Consider the following 19603-nt stretch of genomic DNA (forward strand, 5'->3'; position numbering starts at 1 on the left):
AACGAGTGCCGGAAGGAAAAAGTGTGGCCCAGGACACAGCTGTTCCCGGACCGCACTCCGACCGCTGGTAGCGCGGCCGCCCGCCCCGCGCCGCCCGTCGCCGAGCGCGCCGGGTCAGCGCCGGCCGCTCCGGTTGACGGCGCTGATGATCGCCTTCAGCGAGGCGCGCACGGTGTTGGCGTCGATGCCGACCCCCCACAGCACCTGGCCGTCCACCGCGCACTCGACATAGGCGGCGGCCTGGGCGTCGCCGCCCTCGCTCAGCGCGTGCTCGGCGTAGTCCAGCACCCGTACGTCCACGCCGATGCCGGCCAGCGCGTTGGTGAAGGCGGAGACCGGGCCGTTGCCGGAGCCGGTCAGCTCGACCTCGGCGCCGTCCAGCAGCGCCTGCACCGAGAGCGCGTCGCGCCCGTCCTCGGTGGTCAGGCTCTGCTGCTCGCGCAGCGCGATCCGGCCCCACGGGTTCTCGGGGGTCGGCAGGTACTCGTCCTGGAAGACCGCCCAGATGTCGGCCGGGGTGACCTCGCCGCCCTCGGCGTCGGTCTTGGCCTGGATGATCTTCGAGAACTCGATCTGCATCCGGCGCGGCAGGTCCAGCTTGTGGTCGTTCTTCAGCACGTAGGCGATACCGCCCTTGCCGGACTGCGAGTTGACCCGGATGACCGCCTCGTAGGAGCGGCCCACGTCCTTGGGGTCGATCGGCAGGTAGGGCACGCCCCAGGTGTACTCGCCCACCGGGACACCGGCCGCCTTGGCGTCGGCCTCCAGGGCGTCGAAGCCCTTCTTGATCGCGTCCTGGTGCGAGCCGGAGAAGGAGGTGTACACCAGGTCGCCGGCGTAGGGGTGGCGCTCGGGGACGTTCATCTGGTTGCAGTACTCGTAGGTACGGCGGATCTCGTCGATGTTGGAGAAGTCGATCATCGGGTCGACGCCCTGCGAGAACAGGTTCATCCCGACGTTGACCAGGTCCAGGTTGCCGGTGCGCTCGCCCTGGCCGAACAGGCAGCCCTCGACCCGGTCGGCGCCGGCCATCACGGCCAGCTCGGCCGAGGCGACGCCGGTGCCGCGGTCGTTGTGCGGGTGGGTGGAGAGCGCGACGAACTGGCGGCGGGACAGGTTGCGGGACATCCACTCGATCTTGTCCGCATACACGTTCGGCGTCGAACGCTCCACCGTGGTCGGCAGGTTGAGGATGATCTCGCGGCCCTCGGCGGGCTGCCAGACGTCCATCACGCCCTCGCAGACCTCCAGCGCGAAGTCCAGCTCGGTGTCGATGAAGATCTCCGGCGAGTACTGGTAGCCGAAGACCGTCTCCTCCCCCAAGAGCTTCTCCGCGTACTCCATGACCAGCCGGGTGCCGTCCACCGCGATCTGCTTGATGTCCTCCCGGCTGCCCTTGAAGACCACCCGGCGGAACAGCGGCGAGGTGGCGTTGTACAGGTGCACGGTGGCGCGCGGGGCGCCGAGCAGCGACTCCACGGTGCGCTCGATCAGGTCCTCGCGGGCCTGGGTCAGCACCGAGATGGTGACGTCCTCGGGGATCGCGTCCTGCTCGATCAGCGAGCGGACGAAGTCGAAGTCGGTGGCCCCGGAGGACGGGAAGCCGACCTCGATCTCCTTGTACCCCATCGATACCAGCAGGTCGAACATCTTGCGCTTGCGGGCCGGCGACATCGGGTCGATCAGCGCCTGGTTGCCGTCGCGCAGGTCGGTGGAGAGCCAGCGCGGGGCCTTGCCGATCACCGTGTTCGGCCAGGTGCGGTCCGGCAGGTCGACCGCGCCGAACGGCAGGTAGCGCTCGAAGGGCATCCCGGACGGCTTCTGCCGCACCGTCCCCGCGGTGATCGGCGTGGGCCGGTCGATGAAGGGGCGGGCACGGAAAGCGCCGGTGACAGAAGACTGCTCAGTCATGTGATGAGACTCTCGGCTTCTCTTCGGATGCGGGCTGGTCGGGGGCTCTGGTCACCCGACGGGCCGACTGGGTGCGGCGCCACGATCCACGCGTGCGCACAGCACAGCCTCCGCGACGAGGGAGCCGGCCTTCAACGGTCTTACAGGCCCTCGCCGCGGCAGCTAAGAAGAAGCAGCCCGTTACGCATGATGGGGCCAGCGTAGCCGAGCGGCCCGCGCGACCGAAGCCCGGACCGCGACATTTCCACTCCGTGAGACGGCACCTGCGTGACACCCGGTGTCTTTGCCCGGACGCTGGGTGCCATGACGCAGCCCAGCACCCCGATCTGCTCGATCGTGCCGCCCTATCTGCTGGACCGGCTGGTCGAGCTCGGCGACGAGGACGCCCGGCGTTCACGCGAGACCGACGACGCCCTGCGCGCCACCCGCGCAGCACTGCCCGCCGCCCGGTCCGCCCCGGCCGGGCGCCCCGGGCGCACCATCGCGAACGCCGGGCACCACACGGCCCTGCCCGGTCGCACGGTGCGCACCGAGGGCGGGCCACCGACCGCCGACCCCGCCGTCAACCGCGCCTACGACGGGCTCGGCGCCACCCTCGCCCTGCTCCTGGAGGTCTACGGCCGCCGCTCGCTGGACGACGCCGGCCTGCCACTGCACGCCACGGTGCACTTCGGCGAGGGGTACGACAACGCCTTCTGGGACGGCGGCCGGATGGTCTTCGGTGACGGCGACGGCGTGCTGTTCGACGACTTCACCGGCTGCCTGGAGGTGATCGGCCACGAACTGGCTCACGGGCTGGTCCAGTACGGCCCGGCGCTGGCGTACCACGGCCAGTCCGGGGCGCTCAACGAGTCGGTGGCGGACGTCTTCGGCTCCCTGGTCAAGCAGTACGCGTTGGGCCAGCAGGTCGCGGACGCCGACTGGCTGATCGGCGCGGGGCTGCTGGGCCGGGGCGTGCGCGGGGTGGCGCTGCGCTCGCTGAAGGCGCCGGGCACCGCCTACGACGACCCCAGACTCGGCCGCGATCCGCAGCCGGACTCGATGGACGGCTACCTGGAGACCACCGCGGACGAGGGCGGGGTGCACATCAACTCCGGTATCCCCAACCGGGCTTTCCACCTGCTCGCGGCCGAGCTGGGCGGCGCGGCCTGGGAGCGGGCCGGGCGGATCTGGTACGACGCCGTCACCGGCCCCGCGGTGAGTCCGGACACCGACTTCGCCGGCTTCGCCCGGGCCACCCTGGCCGCCGCCCGGGCCCGGTACGGCGAGGGACCGGTGTCGGAGGCGGTGGCCGGTGCCTGGAAGCAGGTCGGCCTGGCGGTAGCCTGAGCGGCTCCGCACCGCCTCTTCTCGGCTCTGACGACACGCAGTTGAGGCCTTCTCAGGAAAATCCCAGCATCGACCAGCGGTGCGTAGCAGACTGGCGACCATGCGTATACAGGTGAGCAGGAACGGCGGCTTCACCGGGCAGGTTCTGCGGGCCGAGCTGGACACCGCCACCCGGATCGACGCGCCGCACGTGCACGCGCTGGCCCGCGAGGCGGTGGCCGGCGCCTCGCGGGCACCCGGATTCGGCGTGCCCGACGGCTACCACTACGAGATCACCGTGGACGGCCGCACGGTGCACTGCGCGGACCCGCGACTGACCGACTCCCAGCGGGAGTTGATCTCGCTGATCCTGCATCAGGGGATCGTGCTGCCGCCGCTCTCCCCCGGCGACGGCTGGTTCGCCGCACCCGCTTAGGACTGGTTCGCCGCACCCGCTGAGGGCCGGTTCGCCGGGCAGCTACGGCCGCCCCTCGAAGCGGACCGCGCCGCGGCCGTGGGCGGCGCCCCGGGAGGCCGGCGACTGGCCCACCAACTGCCCCGGCAGCCCGAAGAGTTCGCACAGCTGCGCGAGCAGCCGGGCACCCTCGGCCGGACCGCCGGGTGCGGCCGCCCCGTGGCACAGCCCAGCCAGCGCGGCACCCCGCCCGGGGTGGCCGGCCATGGTCGCGAGGCGGGCGCAGCGCCGCTCCCAGTCGGCCCGGTGCGCGGCCGCCCGGTGCGACCCGACGGGCCGCGCCCCCTGGACCGGCCAGTCGAGCGAGGCCGCCGCGCCCTCGGGGGTGACGAGCATGACGCGGGTGCCGCCCGGCCGGTCCAGCAGGTGCCAGACCGGGGCCGCCAGCGCGACGGCGAGGTCCCGGGCGAACCGGTGAGCCCGGCGCACGGGGTACCGTCCGTCGGGCCGCCCCAGCCGTAGGCGCGGCGGGTCGGGCAACAGCGCCGTGCCGCCGGGACCGGTGGCCAGCAGGTAGCCGCCGGTGCGCATCCACGGCAGCACCGCGCGGACCTCCTCGACCGGGACGGCGACGCCCACGGCATGGGTGATCACGTCATACTGCATCCAGCGATGATATTGAATTATTTCGCTTTCCCAAATCTCTGCCCCGATCAGGCAAAGAACAGGTAAAGCAGGGGCGGTCAGAAGCCGAGCTTGCGCAGCTGCTTGGGGTCGCGCTGCCAGTCCTTGGCCACCTTGACGTGCAGGTCGAGGTAGACCGGCGTGCCCAGCAGCGCCTCGATGTGCTTGCGGGCGGTCGTCCCGACGTGCTTGAGCCGGGCCCCCTTGGCGCCGATCACGATGGCCTTCTGGCTCTGCCGCTCGATGTAGACGTTCGCGTGGATGTCCAGCAGCGGGCGGTCGGCCGGCCGGTCCTCGCGCGGGATCATCTCCTCGACCACCACGGCCAGCGAGTGCGGCAGCTCGTCGCGCACGCCTTCCAGGGCGGCCTCCCGGATCAGCTCGGCGACCATGATCTGCTCGGGCTCGTCGGTCAGGTCGCCGTCCGGGTAGAGCGGCTGGCCCTTGGGGAGCAGCTTGGTGAGCAGCTCGGCCACCAGGCCGACCTGCTTGTCCGCGACCGCCGAGACCGGGATGATCTCCGCCCACTCGATGCCCAGCTCGGCGCCGAGCTGGGCGATGGCGATCAGCTGCTCGGCCAGCCGCTTGGAGTCGACCAGGTCGGTCTTGGTGACAATGGCCACCTTGGGGGTCTTCTTGATCTCGGCCAGTTCCTTGGCGATGAACTTGTCGCCGGGGCCGAGCTTCTGGTCGGCGGGCAGGCAGAAGCCGATCACGTCCACCTCGGCCCAGGTGGAGCGGACCAGGTCGTTGAGCCGCTCGCCGAGCAGGGTGCGCGGCTTGTGCAGGCCGGGGGTGTCGACCAGGACGAGCTGCGCGTCCGGGCGGTGCACGATGCCGCGCACGGTGTGCCGGGTGGTCTGCGGGCGGTCGGAGGTGATCGCGACCTTCGTTCCCACCAGGGCGTTGGTCAGGGTCGACTTGCCCGCGTTGGGTCGGCCGACGAAGCACGCGAAGCCCGAACGGTAGGGGGCTGCCGGGGAGGAGGGGGTGTCGCTCATGGGGACCATTCTCCCTGATCGGCCGATCACCCCCGGCCACCCCCGCCCCACAGCCGCGTCAAGACCACCGATCGGGGGCCGGAACGGGGGCGGGACGGGGTGTCCGGGGTCACTTGCGCCGCGACTGCAGCGCCCCGATCAGGGTGAGGACCAGCAGCGCGATCGAGCCGCCCAGCCAGTAGGGCGAGCCGGTCTCGTGCCAACGCCCCATGCCCATCACCACGGCCAGCAGCGCCGCGAAGAATCCGAGTGCCCCGAGCATTCCCCACCCCCTCGGGCGAGATTATCCGCCTTTCACACTTATGGCATCAGGCCACGGGGTGCTCAACGAGCGGGGTGGCTCGCAGACGGCTCGGGCCTCGGCCGGACGGCTCAGGCCTCGGCGCGAACCCGCAGGGAGCCGTCCGGCCCGGCCAGCAGCAGCGGCGTGCCCGGGCCGCCGAGGTCGCCGACCACGGCCAGGTCCACCGCCGCCGGGGCCGCCTCGGCCGTCACCACGGCCGCCGCCTCCAGCCCCTTGGCCCCGCTGGCCACCGCCATCGCCACAGCCGCCTGCACCGCGCTCAGCCGCAGCGAGGCCAGCTCCACCGAGCCGGCCACGTAGGTGCGCCCGGTCTCGTCGCGCACCGCCGCGCCTTCGGCCACACCATTGCGGGCCCGGGCGGAGCGGGCCAGCGTGATGATCTTCTGGTCTTCGGGATCAAGGTCAGTCATGCCGCCGAGCTTAGACGCCCACCCCTGGCCCGCCGAGCCGCTCCTCACCCCGCCGCCTGACCGGCGGCCAGGCGGGCGGCCAGGCGGCCAGGCGGGCGGGGGTCAGTCGGAGTCGCCCTGCTCCGGCTGGGCCTGCCGCAGCTGCGGCCCGACCGGGGCGGCCACCAGGGTGCCGATCCGGTTGCGCCGCCCGGCCGAGCTCTCCGCGGTCAGCCGGATCGCGGTGATCGCCGCGGGCCCCGCCGGACCGTCCGACGGCACCGGGATCTCACAGGCCGAGCCCGGGATCGGCACCCGGCCCAGGTGCTTGGCGAGCAGGCCGCCCACCGTCTCGACGTCCTCGTCCTCCAGCTCGATGCCGAACAGCTCGCCGAGGTCCTCCACCAGCAGGCGGGCGGTGATCCGGTAGGAGCCGTCGCCGAGGTCCTGGACCGGGGCGGTCTCCCGGTCGTACTCGTCGGTGATCTCGCCGACGATCTCCTCCAGGATGTCCTCGATGGTGACCAGGCCCGCGGTGCCGCCGTACTCGTCGATCACGATCGCCACGTGCGAGCGCATCTGCTGCATCTCGCGCAGCAGGTCGTCCACCGGCTTGCTGTCCGGGATGAAGACCGCCGGGCGCATCACGGTGTCCACCTGGTCGGCCTCCGCCTCCGGGTTGACGTGGGTGCGCCGGACCAGGTCCTTGAGGTAGACGATGCCGACCACGTCGTCCTCGTTGTCGCCGACCACCGGGATCCGCGAGAAGCCTGAGCGCAGCGCCAGGGTGAGGGTCTGGCGGACCGTCTTGTGCCGCTCGATCATCACCAGGTCGGTGCGCGGCACCATCACCTCGCGCACGATGGTGTCGCCCAGCTCGAAGACCGAGTGCACCATCCGGCGCTCGTCGTCCTCGATCAGGTCGTCCTTCTCGGCCAGGTCGACCAGGGCGCGCAGCTCCGCCTCGGAGGCGAAGGGGCCCTCGCGGTAACCCTTGCCGGGGGTGAGCGCGTTGCCCAGCAGGATCAGCAGCCGCGGGATCGGGCCGAGGATCGCGGCCAGCGGCAGCAGTACGAAGGAGGCCGCGGTGGCCGTGGTGAGCGGGTGCTGGCGGCCGATGGTGCGCGGTGAGACGCCGACCGCCACGAAGGAGACCAGCACCATCACGCCGAAGGCCAGCAGGATCGCCTGCCAGGCCTGGCTGAGGTTGCGCACGCAGACCACGGTGACCATGACCGCGGCCGCCATCTCGCTGGCCACCCGGATCAGGGTGGCCAGGTTGAGGTAGCGGATCGGGTCGGAGGCCACCGTCAGCAGCCGGTCGGCCCCGCGCCGCCCGGCCCGCACGGCCTCCTCGGCCCGGAACCGGGAGACCCGGGAGATGCCGGCCTCCGCACAGGCGGCCAGCCAGCCCAGCATCACCAGCAGGAAGGACGCGACAAGAAAGCTCGTACTGTCGCCACTCATGCGGCCGCCTCACTTCGCTCGGCAGGCGCTTCGCGGCACACGCACCTATCGATGATGAGCTCACTTCGTTCGCTCATGCGATATCAGTGCGTCGTGGGAGCCGGGGAGATCCCCGACAGCCCGCGACCGGCCCGCCAGTCGTCGAGGATCCGCTTCTGGAGGGCGAACATGACCTGCTCCTCCTCCGGCTCCTCGTGGTCGTAGCCGAGCACGTGCAGCACCCCGTGGACGGTGAGCAGCTGCAGCTCCTCGTCCATCGAGTGCTCGGAGGGCGCGGCCAGGCCCTGGGCCTTGGCCACCTCGGGGCAGAGCACGATGTCACCGAGCAGGCCCTGCGGCAGCTCCTCGCCCTCCTTGCCGGGACGCAGTTCGTCCATCGGGAAGGACATCACATCGGTGGGACCCGGCAGGTCCATCCACTGGATGTGCAGCTGCTCCATCGCCTCGGCGTCCACGAGGATCACGGACAGTTCGGACAGCGGATGGATCCGCATCTTGTCGAGGGCGAAGCGGGCGACGTCGAGGATGGACTCCTCGTCGGCCTCCCAGCCGGATTCATTGGCGATGTCGATGGACATGGAGCGGTGTCGACTCAGCTTTCGGTGCGATGGGGCTGTCGGGGGGTGCGGCTGCGGGGGCCGCGCGGGGCGCTCTTACGCGGGGACTGGCCCTGGGCCTCCCGGCCCGAGTCCTCGCCGTTCTCGGCGTCCCAGCGCTCGTAGGCGTCCACGATCCGGCCGACCAGCTTGTGGCGGACCACGTCGGTGCTGGTCAGGATCGAGAAGTGGATGTCCGGGACGCCGGCCAGGATCTCCTGGACCACCTTGAGACCGCTGCGGGTACCGCCCGGCAGGTCGATCTGGCTGGTGTCACCGGTGACCACGACCCGGGAGTTGAAGCCCAGGCGGGTCAGGAACATCTTCATCTGCTCGGGCGAGGTGTTCTGCGCCTCGTCCAGGATGATGAAGGCGTCGTTCAGGGTCCGGCCGCGCATGTAGGCGAGCGGGGCGACCTCGATGGTGCCCGCCGCCATCAGCCGCGGGATCGAGTCGGGGTCCATCATGTCGTGCAGCGCGTCGTAGAGCGGACGCAGGTAGGGGTCGATCTTCTCGTAGAGGGTGCCGGGCAGGAACCCGAGCCGCTCGCCGGCCTCGACCGCCGGGCGGGTCAGGATGATCCGGTTGACCTCCTTGGCCTGCAACGCCTGCACGGCCTTGGCCATCGCCAGATAGGTCTTGCCGGTACCGGCCGGGCCGATCCCGAAGGTGATCGTGTGCCGGTCGATCGCGTCGACGTAGTTCTTCTGGTTCACCGTCTTGGGGCGGATGGTGCGGCCCCGGTTGGAGAGGATGCTCGCGGTGAAGACCGCCGAGGGACTCTCGGCGGCGCCGTCCGGGTTGGCGGCGGCGCTCTTCAGCATCGCGATGGACCGCTCCACGGAGTCCTCGGTCAGCGGCTGTCCGGTGCGCAGCACCAGCATCATCTCGCTGAACAGCTGCTTGACCAGGGCGATGTCGGCGGTGTCGCCGGTGGCGGTCACCTCGTTGCCCCGCACGTGGATGTCGGTCTCCGGGAAGGAGCGCTCGATCACCCGCAGGAGGGAGTCGGTGGCACCGAGCAGGGTGACCATCGGGTGCTTCTCGGGAATCACGATCCGGGCGGTCGATCCGTCGCCGCCGCGCGCGCTGGGCCTCGTGCCGTTCCGCGCGCCGTGCTGTGCGGTGTCACTCATCGGTTCGCTCATGGGTCGGCGCTGAGGCCTGCCTCATCCCAATCCGTGTCTCGGGGTGCCACTCGGTCGGTTCCGGGGTCACCAGGGTACGCCGCGCACGTGTTCGCTGTGACGCGGCCCGATCGATGGTGGGCCAGTTCCGGGAGGGACGCCAACGCTTTTCGCCTCCCCCGCAATCCCCCGCAATCCCCCGGGAGCCCGCTGTGCCCCTCGGACCGCCCGCCCCCGACGGCTCGCCGTCGGCGTCACCGGCGCGGTGGCACCGGCACCCGGGCGAGGTCCTCGGCGATCACCAACTCGCCGTCGAAGTGCTCGCGGGCCTCGGCCAGGTGACCGGCCAGGTCCGGGTAGCGCTGCGAGAAGTGGGTCAGCACCAGGGTCCGCACCCCCGCCTCGGCGGCCAGCCGGGCGGCCTGGGCGGCGGTCAGGTGGCCGTGCTCCTCGGCGAGCCGGGCGTCGGCGGTCAGGAAGGTCGCCTCGATCACCAGCAGGTCCACGCCCTCGGCCAGGGCCTGCGCGCCCGGGCAGAGCCGGGTGTCCATCACGAAGGCGAAGCGCTGGCCGCGCCGCACCTCGCTGACCTCCGCCAGGGTGACCCGGCGCCCGTCCACCTCGACGGCGCCCTCGCGCTGCAGCCGGCCGACCGCCGGACCGGCGATGCCGAGGGCGGCCAGCCGCGCGGGCAGCAGGCGGCGCCCGTCGGGCTCGGTCAGGCGGTAGCCGAAGGCCTCCACCGGGTGCGAGAGCCGCACCGCCTCCAGCGTGAACGGCGCGCCCTCGGCGGGCAGCACGCCCGCCTCGGCGACCGGGTGCGGGCGCAGCTCGGCCGTCTCGTGGAAGGCCGTGGCCCGGCGCAGCCGGTCGAAGAAGACCTGGCCGCTCGCCGGGTAGTAGGCGTGCACCGGGTGCGGGACCTGGTCCAGGTTGATCCGCTGGACCACCCCGGCCAGACCCAGACTGTGGTCACCGTGGAAGTGGGTGACGCAGATCCGGGTCAGGTCGGTGGCCGAGACCCCGGCGTACTGCATCTGGCGCTGCGTGCCCTCCCCCGGGTCGAAGAGCAGGCCCTCGCCGTCCCAGCGCAGCAGGTAGCCGTTGTGGTTGCGGTGCCTGGTCGGCACCTGGCTGGCCGTACCGAGGACGACGAGTTCGCGCTGCGACACCGTCAGACCATGCCCTCACGCAGCGGCTTGCCGCCGAGCACGTGGACGTGGACGTGGAAGACCGTCTGACCGGCGCCCGCCCCGACGTTGAGGATCAGCCGGTAGTCGGCGATCCCCTCCTCGGCGGCGACCTCGGCGGCCTCGGTGAGCAGCTCGGCGGCGACCAGCGGCTCGGCGGCGGCGAGCTCGGGGGCGTTCGGGTAGTGCGCCCGGGGCATCACCAGGACGTGGGTGGGCGCCTGCGGGTTGATGTCCCGGATGGCGATGGTGCGCTCGGTCTTGCGGACCACGGTGGCCGGGATCTCACCCGCCACGATCTTGCAGAACAGGCAGTCCGCCTGCGGCTCGCCGGACATCCGGGGGCTCCTTCGCGCTACGTCGTTGGCATCTGATGGTCTGACGGAACGGCAGCCTAGCCGAGCCGCCCGGGCCCGCGGGCCGGGCGGGAACCTCCCGCCCGGCCCGGCCGCAACACCCGGGCCGCTGCGCCCTGCGGCGACCGCTCAGAGCTCGGGCAGCGGCGGCGGCGTCTTGGCGGGCGTGGTCGCCAGGCTGTCCAGCGCGATCCGCACCGCCTCGGCCAGCTGCGGGTCCTGCCCGGCCGCCCAGTGGTGCGGGGCGATCGGCACCTCGACGTCCGGGGTGACCCCGCGGTTCTCCAGGCCCCAGCCGTAGCCCTCCAGCCAGGTCGCGTACTTGGGCTGGGTCACCGAGGTGCCGTCCACCAGGCTGTAGCGGCTGTCGATGCCGATCACCCCGCCCCAGGTCCGGGTGCCGACCACCGGGCCGATGCCGAGCGCCTGGATCGCGGCGTTGACGATGTCGCCGTCCGAGCCGGCGTGCTCGTCGGCCAGGGCCACCACCGGTCCGCGCGGCGCCTCGCCCGGGTAGGGCTCGGCGGTGGCCAGACCGCGGCCGCGGCCCCAGCCGATGATCCGGCGGGAGAGCTTCTCCAGGATCAGCTGCGAGGTGTGGCCACCGCGGTTCTCCCGCAGGTCGACCAGCAGGCCCTCCTTGGCCAGCTCCACCCGCAGGTCGCGGTGGAGCTGGGCCCAGCCGGCGCTCATCATGTCCGGGATGTGCAGGTAGCCGAGCCGCCCCGCGGAGAGGCTGCGCACCTCGGCCCGCCGCCCCGCCACCCAGTCGTGGTAGCGCAGCGCCTCGTCGTCGGCGAGCGGGACGGCCACCGGGTGGCGCACGGTGCCGTCGGCCCGCCGGACGGTCAGCTCCACCGGCTGCCCGGCGGTGCCGGCCAGCAGCGGGGCCGGTCCGGTCACCGGGTCGACCGGGCGCCCGTCCACGGCCAGCAGCGCGTCGCCGGCCCGCACCGCGACGCCGGGGGCCATCAGCGGGGAGCGGGCCCTGGGGTCGGAGGACTCGCCGGGCAGGATCCGGGCGATCCGCCACACCTCACCGTCGCGCACCAGGTCGGCGCCGAGCAGGCCCTGCGGCCGCGCGCCGGGCGCGGCCCGCCCGGGCGGCGAGACATAGGCGTGCGAGGTGCCGAGTTCGCCGACCACCTCCCAGAGCAGGTCGACCAGGTCGTCGTGCGAGCCCAGCCGCTCGACCAGCGGGCGGTAGCGCACCAGCACCCCGGCCCAGTCCACGCCGCCGAGGTCGGCGCGCCAGAAGTTGTCGCGCATCAGGCGGCCGTTCTCGTCGAACATCTGGCGCCACTCGCCGGCCGGGTCGACGGTGACCCGCAGCCGCGCCAGGTCCACCCGGGTCTCGTCCTCCTCGGCGGCCTTGCGGTCGGCCGGCACGATCCGCAGCTCGCCGCCGTCCAGCACGGCCAGCCGGTTGCCGTCCGCGCTGACCGCGAAGGTGTCCAGACTGTCCAGCAGCTGCTCGACCCGCAGCTTGGCCAGGTCGTAGCGCTCCAGCACCGGGCCCGGGCGGTCGTCCTCCGGCGTGGCCGCGTCGTCACCGAGCTCGCCGATCACCTGGTAGCGGGTCCACAGCACGCCGTCCTTGGCCGCCCGCAGCCCGCCGAACCGGCCGCCCTCGACCGGGAACGGCACGATCCGGTCGGCCAGCCCCACCAGGTCCACCACGGTGGCGGGCGGCGGCGCGCCCTCGGTGGCCTCCGCGCCCGGCTGCTCCCCCGCCTCGGACTGCTCGGGCTTGGGCTCGGGCGTCCCGGCGCTCTCCTGCGCCCCGTCCACCGGGCGGCCGCCACGGCGGGGCCCGAACGGCGAGGGGGTGTCGGCGGCCAGCGTCAGCAGGTAGGGCCGGGCGCCGGTGGGGAAGCCCAGGTCGAAGCTGTGCGCGTCGTAGACCGGGTCGAAGTTGCGCATCGACAGGAAGGCGAGGTGCTTGCCGTCGGCGGTGAAGGCGGGCGAGGTGTCGATGAAGCGCTGCGGGGTGGCCTCGCCGACCTCCCCCGAGGCGAGGTTCGCCAGCATGATCTGGCGCAGCATCCAGGGGCCCAGGGTCGGCTGGGACCAGGCCAGCCAGCCCGAGTCCGGGGCGAAGGCCAGCCCGCTGACCTCGCCGTCCACGCTGCGGGCCAGCTCGCGCACGGCCCCGTCGGCCAGCGCGACCAGCAGCAGCCGGCCGTCGTCGGCGGCGACCGCGGCGTGCCGGCCGTCCGGGGCGACCTGCAGGCCGAGCACCCGGCCCAGGCCGCCGGCGGCGTACCGGCGCCGCTCGCCGGCCAGCACGTCCGGGGCGTACTCCAGCGCGTCGTCACCCTCGGCGTCGGTCACCCACAGCGCGCCCTGCGGGCCGCCCGCCTCGGTGGCCGGCACCACCCGGGCCAGCCGGGCACGCGCCCCCGGGGTCTCGGCCAGCACCCGGGCCGGGCCCTCGCGGTGGGTCAGCCAGTGCACGGTGCCGCGCACCACCACGGCGGCGGCGCGCCCGGTGGCGTCCGGGGCGGCGACGGACAGGCGTCCGGCGGCCGGCAGCGGGTAGGGGCGGCGGCCGGTGCGCGGACCGGCCGGGCGCACCTCCAGGCGGCGCGGCTGGGCCACGCCGTCCAGCCGGTCCAGCAGCCACAGCTCGCCGCCGCTGTGCCAGACGACCCGGGTGCCGTCGGTGGCGGCGTTGCGGGCGTAGAACGGGGCGTCGGCCGAGGGGTGGGTGTGGCGGCGCAGGTCCGAGCCGTCGGGACGGCTGGAGTAGAGGTGGCCGCTGCCCTCGTGGTCGCTCAGGAAGGCGATCCGGTCGCCCACCCAGAGCGGGGACTCGATGTTGCCGTCGAGCTCGCGGTGCAGGCGGCCGAACTCTCCGCCCACCGTGCCGATCCACAGCCGCCCGGCGGTGCCGCCGCGGTAGCGCTTCCAGCGGGCGGGCTCGGCGCTGTAGGCGGAGAGCAGCAGCACCCGGTCCCCGGGGGCTTGGTCGGCATCCGTCCGCGGGCTCGTGCCGGCGGCCTCGAAGGCGAGATGCCCGATCGGCCCGAACGGCAGCCGGCGCGGCTCGCCGCCGTCCAGCGGGACCGCGAAGGCCCAGGCCTGCCGGGGCGTCGACTGACCGGCGCTGGTGACCGCCACCGGCTCGCCCTGCGGGGTCCAGCCGCGCAGCAGGGTCCGGCTGGTGTGGCCCCAGTGGGTCAGCCGCCGGGCCTCGCCGCCGTCGACCGGCGCGAGGTGGATCTCCGCCGAGCCGTCCCGGGTGGAGGTCCAGGCGACCGAGCGGCCGTCCGGCGAGAAGCGCGGGTGGGAGACCGGGGAGCGGTCCGCGGTCAGCCGCCAGGCCCGGCCACCGTCCAGCGGGGCGAGCCAGATGTCGTCCTCGGCGACAAAGGTCACCAGGTCGCCGTGCAGGTGCGGGTGGCGCAGGTAGGCGCCGGCAGAGGTGCTCTCGGATTCCGTCACGGCGTCAGGTTATGCAGCGCCAGGCGGGTGCCACCAGTGATTCCCAGGAGCCCTGGACCCGCGAGGAGCGGAGATCGCCCACGGCGCGGGTTCAGCGGCGCCGCGGGATCAGGACCAGCGGCCGGTGCGGCCCAGCAGCAGGGCGCCCGCCGCCACCCCCGCGGTGGAGGTGCGCAGCACCGAGGGGCCCAGCCGGTAGGGCCGCGCGCCGGCCTCCGCGAAGGCCGCCAGCTCCTCCGGGCTCACCCCGCCCTCCGGGCCGACGATCAGCACCAGGTCGCCCTCGGCCGGCAGCGCGGCGGTGGCCAGCGGTTCGGCCCCCTCCTCGTGCAGCACGGCCGCGAACGCGGCGGCGGCCAGCAGCGGTGCCAGCTGGCGGGTCGTCATCGGCTCGCGCACCTCGGGAAAGCGCAGCCGGCGGGCCTGCTTGCCCGCCTCGCGCGCGGTGGAGCGCCACTTGGCCAGCGCCTTGGCGCCCCGGTCGCCCTTCCACTGGGTGATGCAGCGCGAGGCCGACCACGGGATCACCACGTCGACGCCGACCTCGGTCATCGTCTCCACCGCCAGCTCGCCCCGGTCCCCCTTGGGCAGGGCCTGGACCACGGTGATCCGCGGCCGCGGCTCGGCCTCGGTGCGCACGTCGGTGAGCGTGACGTCGAGCGCGTCCTTGCCGTGCACGGCGGTCACGGTGCCGTGGCCGCCCAGCCCCAGGCCGTCGGTCAGGGTCACGGCCTCGCCGGGCAGCAGGCGCTTGACGGCGGCCGCGTGCCGGCCCTCCGGTCCGTCCAGGCGGATGGAGTGCCCGGCCGCGGCGGTGGCCAGCAGGGCGGTCTCGACGACGAAGACGGGTGCGGTCATGGCGCGCTTTCCTCGGAACGGGTCGGGCCTCGAAAACGGGTCGGCCCCCGAAACGGGTCGGGGTGGGCCTGGCTGTTGCTCCAGGCCCACCCCTGCCGATGAACTGGTCGCCGCTCAGCGGCCGTTGAAGGCGTCCTTCAGCCGGGAGAAGAGCCCCTGCTGCCCGGGCGAGAACTGGCCCGAGGGCCGCTCCTCGCCGCGCAGCACCGCGAGGCGGCGCAGCAGGTCCTCCTGCTCGGGGTCGAGCTTGGTCGGCGTCTGGACCTCGACATGCACTATCAGGTCGCCCCGGCCTCCCCCGCGCAGGTGGGTGACGCCCCGCCCGTGCAGCGGGATCGACTGCCCGGACTGGGTGCCGGGCCGGATGTCGACCTCCTCCAGACCGTCCAGGGTCTGCAGCGGCACCTGGGTGCCGAGCGAGGCCGCCGTCATCGGGATGGTGACCGTGCAGTGCAGGTCGTCGCCGCGGCGCTGGAAGGTCGGGTGGTTGATCTCGGCGATCTCCACGTAGAGGTCACCGGCCGGACCACCACCGGGGCCGACCTCGCCCTCGCCGGCCAGCTGGATCCGGGTGCCGTTGTCGACCCCGGCGGGGATCTTGACGGTCAGCGTGCGCCGGGCCCGGACCCGGCCGTCGCCCGCGCACTCCGGGCACGGGGTGGGCACGACGGTGCCGAAGCCCTGACACTGCGGGCACGGGCGCGAGGTCATGACCTGGCCCAGGAAGGAGCGGGTGACCTGGGAGACCTCGCCCTTGCCGCGGCACATGTCGCAGGTCTGGGCCGAGGTGCCGGGGGCCGCGCCCTCGCCACTGCAGGTGGTGCAGGTGACGGCGGTGTCGACCTGGAGTTCCTTGGTGGTGCCGAAGGCGGCCTCATCCAGGGTGATCTCCAGGCGGATCATCGCGTCCTGACCGCGCCGGGTGCGCGAGCGCGGGCCGCGCTGGCCCGAGGCCGCCCCGAAGAAGGCGTCCATGATGTCGGAGAAGCCGAAGCCCGCCGCACCGCCGCCGAAGCCGCCCCCGCCGCCGCCCGGCGAGAGCGGGTCCCCGCCCAGGTCGTAGACCTGCCGCTTCTGCGGATCGGAGAGCACCTCGTAAGCGGCGTTGATCTCCTTGAACCGCTCCTGCGTCTTCGGGTCCGGGTTGACGTCCGGGTGCAGTTCACGGGCAAGGCGCCGGAACGCCTTCTTGATCTCGTCCTGCCCCGCGTCCCGTCGGACGCCGAGTACCGCGTAGTAGTCCGTGGCCACCAAATACTCCGCTTGTTCCGCCTCTAGAAAAGTGCTGCTGGTACTGCTCCTGCGCCACTCAATGTACGCAAGAACCGGTTAGGACTCTGCCAGGATCTGCCCCACATACCGGGCGACCGCCCGCACCGCCCCCATGGTGCCGGGGTAATCCATCCGGGTGGGACCGATCACACCCAGCTTGGCGACGCTCTCGTCGCCCGAGCCGTAGCCGACCGAGACGACCGAGGTGGAGTTCAGACCCTCGTACTCGTTCTCCCGGCCGATCCGCACGGTCATGCCGGCCTCGTTGGTCTCACCGAGCAGGCGCAGCAGGACCATGTGCTCCTCCAGCGCCTCCAGCACCGGCTGGATGGTGAGCGGGAAGTCATGGCCGAAGCGGGTCAGGTTGGCCGTGCCGGCCAGCATGATCCGCTCCTCGTTCTGCTCCACCAGGGACTCGAAGAGCGTGGAGAGCACGGTGGAGACGATCGGCCGCTCGGCCGGCTCGAAGGCCGCGGGCAGATCCTCCACCAGGGACGGGACGTCGGGGAAGCGCCGGCCGCCGGCCCGGGCGTTGAGCCGGGCGCGCAGGTCGGCCAGGGTGCTCTCGCGCACCGGGCCCGGGCAGTCGACCATCCGCTGCTCGACCCGGCCGGTGTTGGTGATCAGCACCAGCATCACCTTGGCCGGGGCCAGCGCGACCAGCTCGATGTGCCGGACCGTGGATCGGGTCAGCGAGGGGTACTGGACCACCGCGACCTGGCGGGTCAGCTGGGCCAGCAGCCGCACCGTGCGGGCGACCACGTCGTCCAGGTCGACCGCACCGTCCAGGAAGTGCCGGATCGCGCGCCGCTCGGGGGCGCTCATCGGCTTGACCTCGGCCAGCCGGTCGACGAAGAGCCGGTAGCCCTTGTCGGTCGGGATCCGGCCGGCGCTGGTGTGCGGCTGCTGGATGTAGCCGTCCTCTTCGAGGGTGGCCATGTCATTGCGCACGGTGGCCGGGGAGACGCCGAGGTTGTGCCGCTCGACCAGCGCCTTGGAGCCCACCGGCTCCTCGGTGCCGACGTAGTCCTGCACGATGGCGCGCAGCACGGAGAGCTTGCGCTCGTCGAGCTGGCGGACCTCCAGGCCGGCCGGCTCGCCGCCACCGGGGCGCGCGGCGGGCGCGGCGGACCCGCGCGCGGCAGAGCGCGTGCCGCCGCCACTACGCGTCGGCGCGGCCTTGGCCGTTGCCCGAGGGCCTGCGGCGGTGCGCTGAACTCTCGCGGCCCCGGTGGCCGGTGGACTGCCGGCCGCCGGCTCGCGGCCGGTCGGACGCGGATCGGAATCGGGTTCGTCGAACATGGCACGCACCTCCCTCTTCGCGCGTTGTCCAGGTACCAGGTCCTGCCCTGACAAGTACTGCCCGGTGATCGGCTTGGCACTCTGCCCGGACGAGTGCCAAAACCGTACCTGCCAGTGTAAGGCCCGGGTCCGATCGCAGGAACGCCCTGGCCCGGGATGCCGCGCGGATCACTCCGCATGGCACCCCGGTCCGCTGGGCACGACACGCCTGGAGCGAACGTCTCCGGGCCGGGTGGTGCCCGGCGCCGGACGAAGTGGCAGCATCGATAGCAACTGACACCCGAGCGCCGAAAGGGCCGCTCGGGCGACGGAAAACCCGCTGGATAACTTGAAGGACCAAGAGGAGCAGCCATGTCGGCGTCCGGCCCCCACACCCGCTTTGCGCCCGATCGTGGACTGACCGGTCGGATGGTCACCACGATGTTCCTGATCGGGCTGCTCTACGTCGGCTTCACGGGTGTGCTGATCGTCCTGCTGCGGGGCGCCTGGCCACTGATCGTCCTGCTGATGGGCGGGCTCTTCGTCGCGCAGTTCTGGTTCAGCGACAAGATCACCGAGCGGGCGATGGGCGCCCACGCGGTCACCCCGGAGCAGTACCCGCAGCTGCACGGCACCATCGACCGGCTCTGCGCGCTGGCCGACATGCCCAAGCCGCGCGTCGCGGTGGCCGACAACGACATGCCCAACGCCTTCGCCACCGGCCGCAACCCGCAGAACGCCGTGGTCTGCGTGACCACCGGGCTGCTGCGCCGCCTGGAGCCGGAGGAGCTGGAGGGCGTGCTGGCGCACGAGCTCTCGCACGTGGCGCACCGGGACGTCGCGGTGATGACGGTGGCCGGCTTCCTCGGTGTGCTGGCCGGCGCGATCACCCGGATCGCGCTCTACAGCGGCATGATGGGCGGCGGCAACCGGAACAACAACAACAATGACAGCGCCGCGATCGCGATGATCATCATCCCGCTGGTCAGCATGGTCGTCTACGCGCTCAGCTTCCTGCTCACCCGGCTGCTCTCGCGCTACCGCGAGCTGGCCGCCGACCGGGCCGCGGCCCAGCTCACCGGCCGGCCCAGCGCGCTGGCCTCGGCGCTGACCAAGGTGACCGGGCAGATCGCCGCGATCCCGACCCAGGACCTGCGCCGGGCCCAGCCGTACAACGCCTTCTACTTCGCCCCCGCGCTCAGCGCCAAGGAGGCGGCCACGCAGCTGCTCTCCACGCACCCCAGCCTGGAGCAGCGCCTGGAGCAGCTGGGCAAGATCTCCGCCGAACTGGGACGCTGACCTCCGGTCACCCCGCCGCGCTCCCCGGCCCCGCGCTGGGGAGCGCCCCCTTGGAAGGAACAACCCGTGGGATTCCTGGACTCGCTGCTCGGCCGGACCAAGCCGGTCAAGCCGGACCTCGACCAGCTCTTCGGTGTGCCCTCGGCCGCCCTGACCCTGGAGGCCGCCGCCGGCTTCACGCCCACCGGGCTCGGCTCGGTCTGCTTCGCCGCGGTCGAGGGCGGCGCGTTCGGCGAGGTGGAGCGCCAGGTCCGGGCCCTGCTGGACGCCGACACGCCGAACGGCGGCACCCCGGTCGAGGCCAGCCGCGACGAGTACGGCTACTCCTGGCTGCTGGCCCGGCACACCCCCGAGGAGCTGCCGGAGCTGGTCAACGACCTGCACGCGGTCAACAGCGAGCTGGAGGCCAACGGCTTCGGTCCGCAGCTGCTCTGCTCCCTGGTCGGCTTCCGCAACGAGGCCGGGCAGTCGCTGGCGCTGGTCTACCTCTACAAGCGCGGCTCCTTCTACCCCTTCGCCCCGATGCCCGGCGGCGGCGAGCGGCGCAACAGCCCGCTGGAGCTCCAGGTGAAGGCGATGCTCGGCAACGACCTGCGACTGGAGAACGACCTGAGCCGCTGGTTCCCGGTCTGGGGCGCGCCCGGACTGTGAGCCTGACGGGCCGTCGGAGCCGGCCTCGCGGAGGGGATTTCCTATAG

The 19603-nt window shown here is 72.8% G+C and carries 18 protein-coding genes; 4 read left to right on the forward strand and 14 right to left on the reverse strand.

Features of this window, described 5'->3' with window-relative positions:
• Nucleotides 1-114 precede the first annotated feature (114 nt).
• Entirely contained in the window at nt 115-1911 is a 1797-nt protein-coding gene (gene leuA / locus ACFZB9_RS02900; protein ID WP_391443171.1) for a 2-isopropylmalate synthase, read from the reverse strand.
• Nucleotides 1912-2214: 303 nt separating this feature from the next.
• On the opposite strand from leuA, the gene ACFZB9_RS02905 reads away from it, so the two are divergent.
• Together ACFZB9_RS02905 and ACFZB9_RS02910 are read left to right on the forward strand one after the other, a co-directional pair.
• On the forward strand, nt 2215-3240 hold the full coding sequence (locus tag ACFZB9_RS02905) for a M4 family metallopeptidase (RefSeq protein ID WP_391443173.1): 1026 nt from the start codon (nt 2215-2217) through the stop codon (nt 3238-3240).
• Nucleotides 3241-3340: 100 nt separating this feature from the next.
• Nucleotides 3341-3655, forward strand: coding sequence for a protealysin inhibitor emfourin (locus tag ACFZB9_RS02910; RefSeq protein WP_391443174.1), 315 nt, complete (start codon nt 3341-3343; stop codon nt 3653-3655).
• A gap of 42 nt (nt 3656-3697) precedes the next feature.
• Here the strand turns inward: ACFZB9_RS02910 and ACFZB9_RS02915 are convergent, their stop codons facing one another.
• From ACFZB9_RS02915 to hrcA, 13 genes are all read right to left on the reverse strand, one after another.
• Entirely contained in the window at nt 3698-4300 is a 603-nt protein-coding gene (locus ACFZB9_RS02915) for a hypothetical protein (protein WP_391443175.1), read from the reverse strand.
• Nucleotides 4301-4377: 77 nt separating this feature from the next.
• On the reverse strand, nt 4378-5328 hold the full coding sequence (gene era, locus ACFZB9_RS02920; protein WP_391443177.1) for a GTPase Era: 951 nt from the start codon (nt 5326-5328) through the stop codon (nt 4378-4380).
• Between the two features lie 100 nt (nt 5329-5428).
• Nucleotides 5429-5581 (reverse strand): hypothetical protein, encoded by a 153-nt coding sequence (locus ACFZB9_RS02925; protein WP_329564090.1) that lies wholly within the window; start codon nt 5579-5581, stop codon nt 5429-5431.
• Nucleotides 5582-5691: 110 nt separating this feature from the next.
• Nucleotides 5692-6033 (reverse strand): cytidine deaminase, encoded by a 342-nt coding sequence (locus tag ACFZB9_RS02930; protein ID WP_391443179.1) that lies wholly within the window; start codon nt 6031-6033, stop codon nt 5692-5694.
• 102 nt (nt 6034-6135) lie between these two features.
• Nucleotides 6136-7479 (reverse strand): hemolysin family protein, encoded by a 1344-nt coding sequence (locus tag ACFZB9_RS02935; RefSeq protein ID WP_391443181.1) that lies wholly within the window; start codon nt 7477-7479, stop codon nt 6136-6138.
• Nucleotides 7480-7562: 83 nt separating this feature from the next.
• Nucleotides 7563-8057 (reverse strand): rRNA maturation RNase YbeY, encoded by a 495-nt coding sequence (gene ybeY, locus ACFZB9_RS02940; protein ID WP_391443182.1) that lies wholly within the window; start codon nt 8055-8057, stop codon nt 7563-7565.
• A 14-nt stretch (nt 8058-8071) separates the two neighbouring features.
• Nucleotides 8072-9109: a PhoH family protein gene (locus ACFZB9_RS02945; protein ID WP_391443323.1), complete on the reverse strand. Its 1038-nt coding sequence runs from the start codon at nt 9107-9109 to the stop codon at nt 8072-8074.
• A gap of 347 nt (nt 9110-9456) precedes the next feature.
• On the reverse strand, nt 9457-10374 hold the full coding sequence (locus tag ACFZB9_RS02950; RefSeq protein ID WP_391443183.1) for a ribonuclease Z: 918 nt from the start codon (nt 10372-10374) through the stop codon (nt 9457-9459).
• A gap of 2 nt (nt 10375-10376) precedes the next feature.
• Entirely contained in the window at nt 10377-10730 is a 354-nt protein-coding gene (locus ACFZB9_RS02955) for an HIT domain-containing protein (RefSeq protein WP_391443185.1), read from the reverse strand.
• Nucleotides 10731-10877: 147 nt separating this feature from the next.
• Entirely contained in the window at nt 10878-14195 is a 3318-nt protein-coding gene (locus ACFZB9_RS02960; protein WP_391443186.1) for a PDZ domain-containing protein, read from the reverse strand.
• 108 nt (nt 14196-14303) lie between these two features.
• The gene (locus ACFZB9_RS02965) at nt 14304-15053 is read right to left on the reverse strand and encodes a 16S rRNA (uracil(1498)-N(3))-methyltransferase (protein WP_391443188.1); all 750 of its coding nucleotides are present in this window, start codon (nt 15051-15053) and stop codon (nt 14304-14306) included.
• A 114-nt stretch (nt 15054-15167) separates the two neighbouring features.
• A complete protein-coding gene (dnaJ, locus tag ACFZB9_RS02970; RefSeq protein ID WP_391443189.1) occupies nt 15168-16304 on the reverse strand; it encodes a molecular chaperone DnaJ in 1137 nt (378 codons plus the stop codon).
• A gap of 78 nt (nt 16305-16382) precedes the next feature.
• The gene (gene hrcA, locus ACFZB9_RS02975; protein WP_391443190.1) at nt 16383-17627 is read right to left on the reverse strand and encodes a heat-inducible transcriptional repressor HrcA; all 1245 of its coding nucleotides are present in this window, start codon (nt 17625-17627) and stop codon (nt 16383-16385) included.
• Nucleotides 17628-17978: 351 nt separating this feature from the next.
• Here hrcA and htpX point away from each other — a divergent pair, with 351 nt between their 5' ends.
• Both htpX and ACFZB9_RS02985 read left to right on the forward strand, forming a co-directional pair.
• A complete protein-coding gene (gene htpX / locus ACFZB9_RS02980) occupies nt 17979-18905 on the forward strand; it encodes a zinc metalloprotease HtpX (RefSeq protein ID WP_391443192.1) in 927 nt (308 codons plus the stop codon).
• Between the two features lie 66 nt (nt 18906-18971).
• On the forward strand, nt 18972-19556 hold the full coding sequence (locus tag ACFZB9_RS02985) for a hypothetical protein (protein WP_327069297.1): 585 nt from the start codon (nt 18972-18974) through the stop codon (nt 19554-19556).
• Nucleotides 19557-19603: the final 47 nt, after the last annotated feature.

Source organism: Kitasatospora sp. NPDC008050, from assembly GCF_042957465.1.
Taxonomy (GTDB): Bacteria; Actinomycetota; Actinomycetes; order Streptomycetales; family Streptomycetaceae; genus Kitasatospora.

Bases quoted from the DNA above. Each gene is read 5' to 3' on its own strand.
- leuA (WP_391443171.1), bottom strand. From the start codon at position 1,911: ATGACTGAGCAGTCTTCTGTCACCGGCGCTTTCCGTGCCCGCCCCTTC.
- ACFZB9_RS02905 (WP_391443173.1), top strand. From the start codon at position 2,215: ATGACGCAGCCCAGCACCCCGATCTGCTCGATCGTGCCGCCCTATCTG.
- ACFZB9_RS02910 (WP_391443174.1), top strand. From the start codon at position 3,341: ATGCGTATACAGGTGAGCAGGAACGGCGGCTTCACCGGGCAGGTTCTG.
- ACFZB9_RS02915 (WP_391443175.1), bottom strand. From the start codon at position 4,300: ATGCAGTATGACGTGATCACCCATGCCGTGGGCGTCGCCGTCCCGGTC.
- era (WP_391443177.1), bottom strand. From the start codon at position 5,328: ATGGTCCCCATGAGCGACACCCCCTCCTCCCCGGCAGCCCCCTACCGT.
- ACFZB9_RS02925 (WP_329564090.1), bottom strand. From the start codon at position 5,581: ATGCTCGGGGCACTCGGATTCTTCGCGGCGCTGCTGGCCGTGGTGATG.
- ACFZB9_RS02930 (WP_391443179.1), bottom strand. From the start codon at position 6,033: ATGACTGACCTTGATCCCGAAGACCAGAAGATCATCACGCTGGCCCGC.
- ACFZB9_RS02935 (WP_391443181.1), bottom strand. From the start codon at position 7,479: ATGAGTGGCGACAGTACGAGCTTTCTTGTCGCGTCCTTCCTGCTGGTG.
- ybeY (WP_391443182.1), bottom strand. From the start codon at position 8,057: ATGTCCATCGACATCGCCAATGAATCCGGCTGGGAGGCCGACGAGGAG.
- ACFZB9_RS02945 (WP_391443323.1), bottom strand. From the start codon at position 9,109: ATGGTCACCCTGCTCGGTGCCACCGACTCCCTCCTGCGGGTGATCGAG.
- ACFZB9_RS02955 (WP_391443185.1), bottom strand. From the start codon at position 10,730: ATGTCCGGCGAGCCGCAGGCGGACTGCCTGTTCTGCAAGATCGTGGCG.
- ACFZB9_RS02965 (WP_391443188.1), bottom strand. From the start codon at position 15,053: ATGACCGCACCCGTCTTCGTCGTCGAGACCGCCCTGCTGGCCACCGCC.
- hrcA (WP_391443190.1), bottom strand. From the start codon at position 17,627: ATGTTCGACGAACCCGATTCCGATCCGCGTCCGACCGGCCGCGAGCCG.
- htpX (WP_391443192.1), top strand. From the start codon at position 17,979: ATGTCGGCGTCCGGCCCCCACACCCGCTTTGCGCCCGATCGTGGACTG.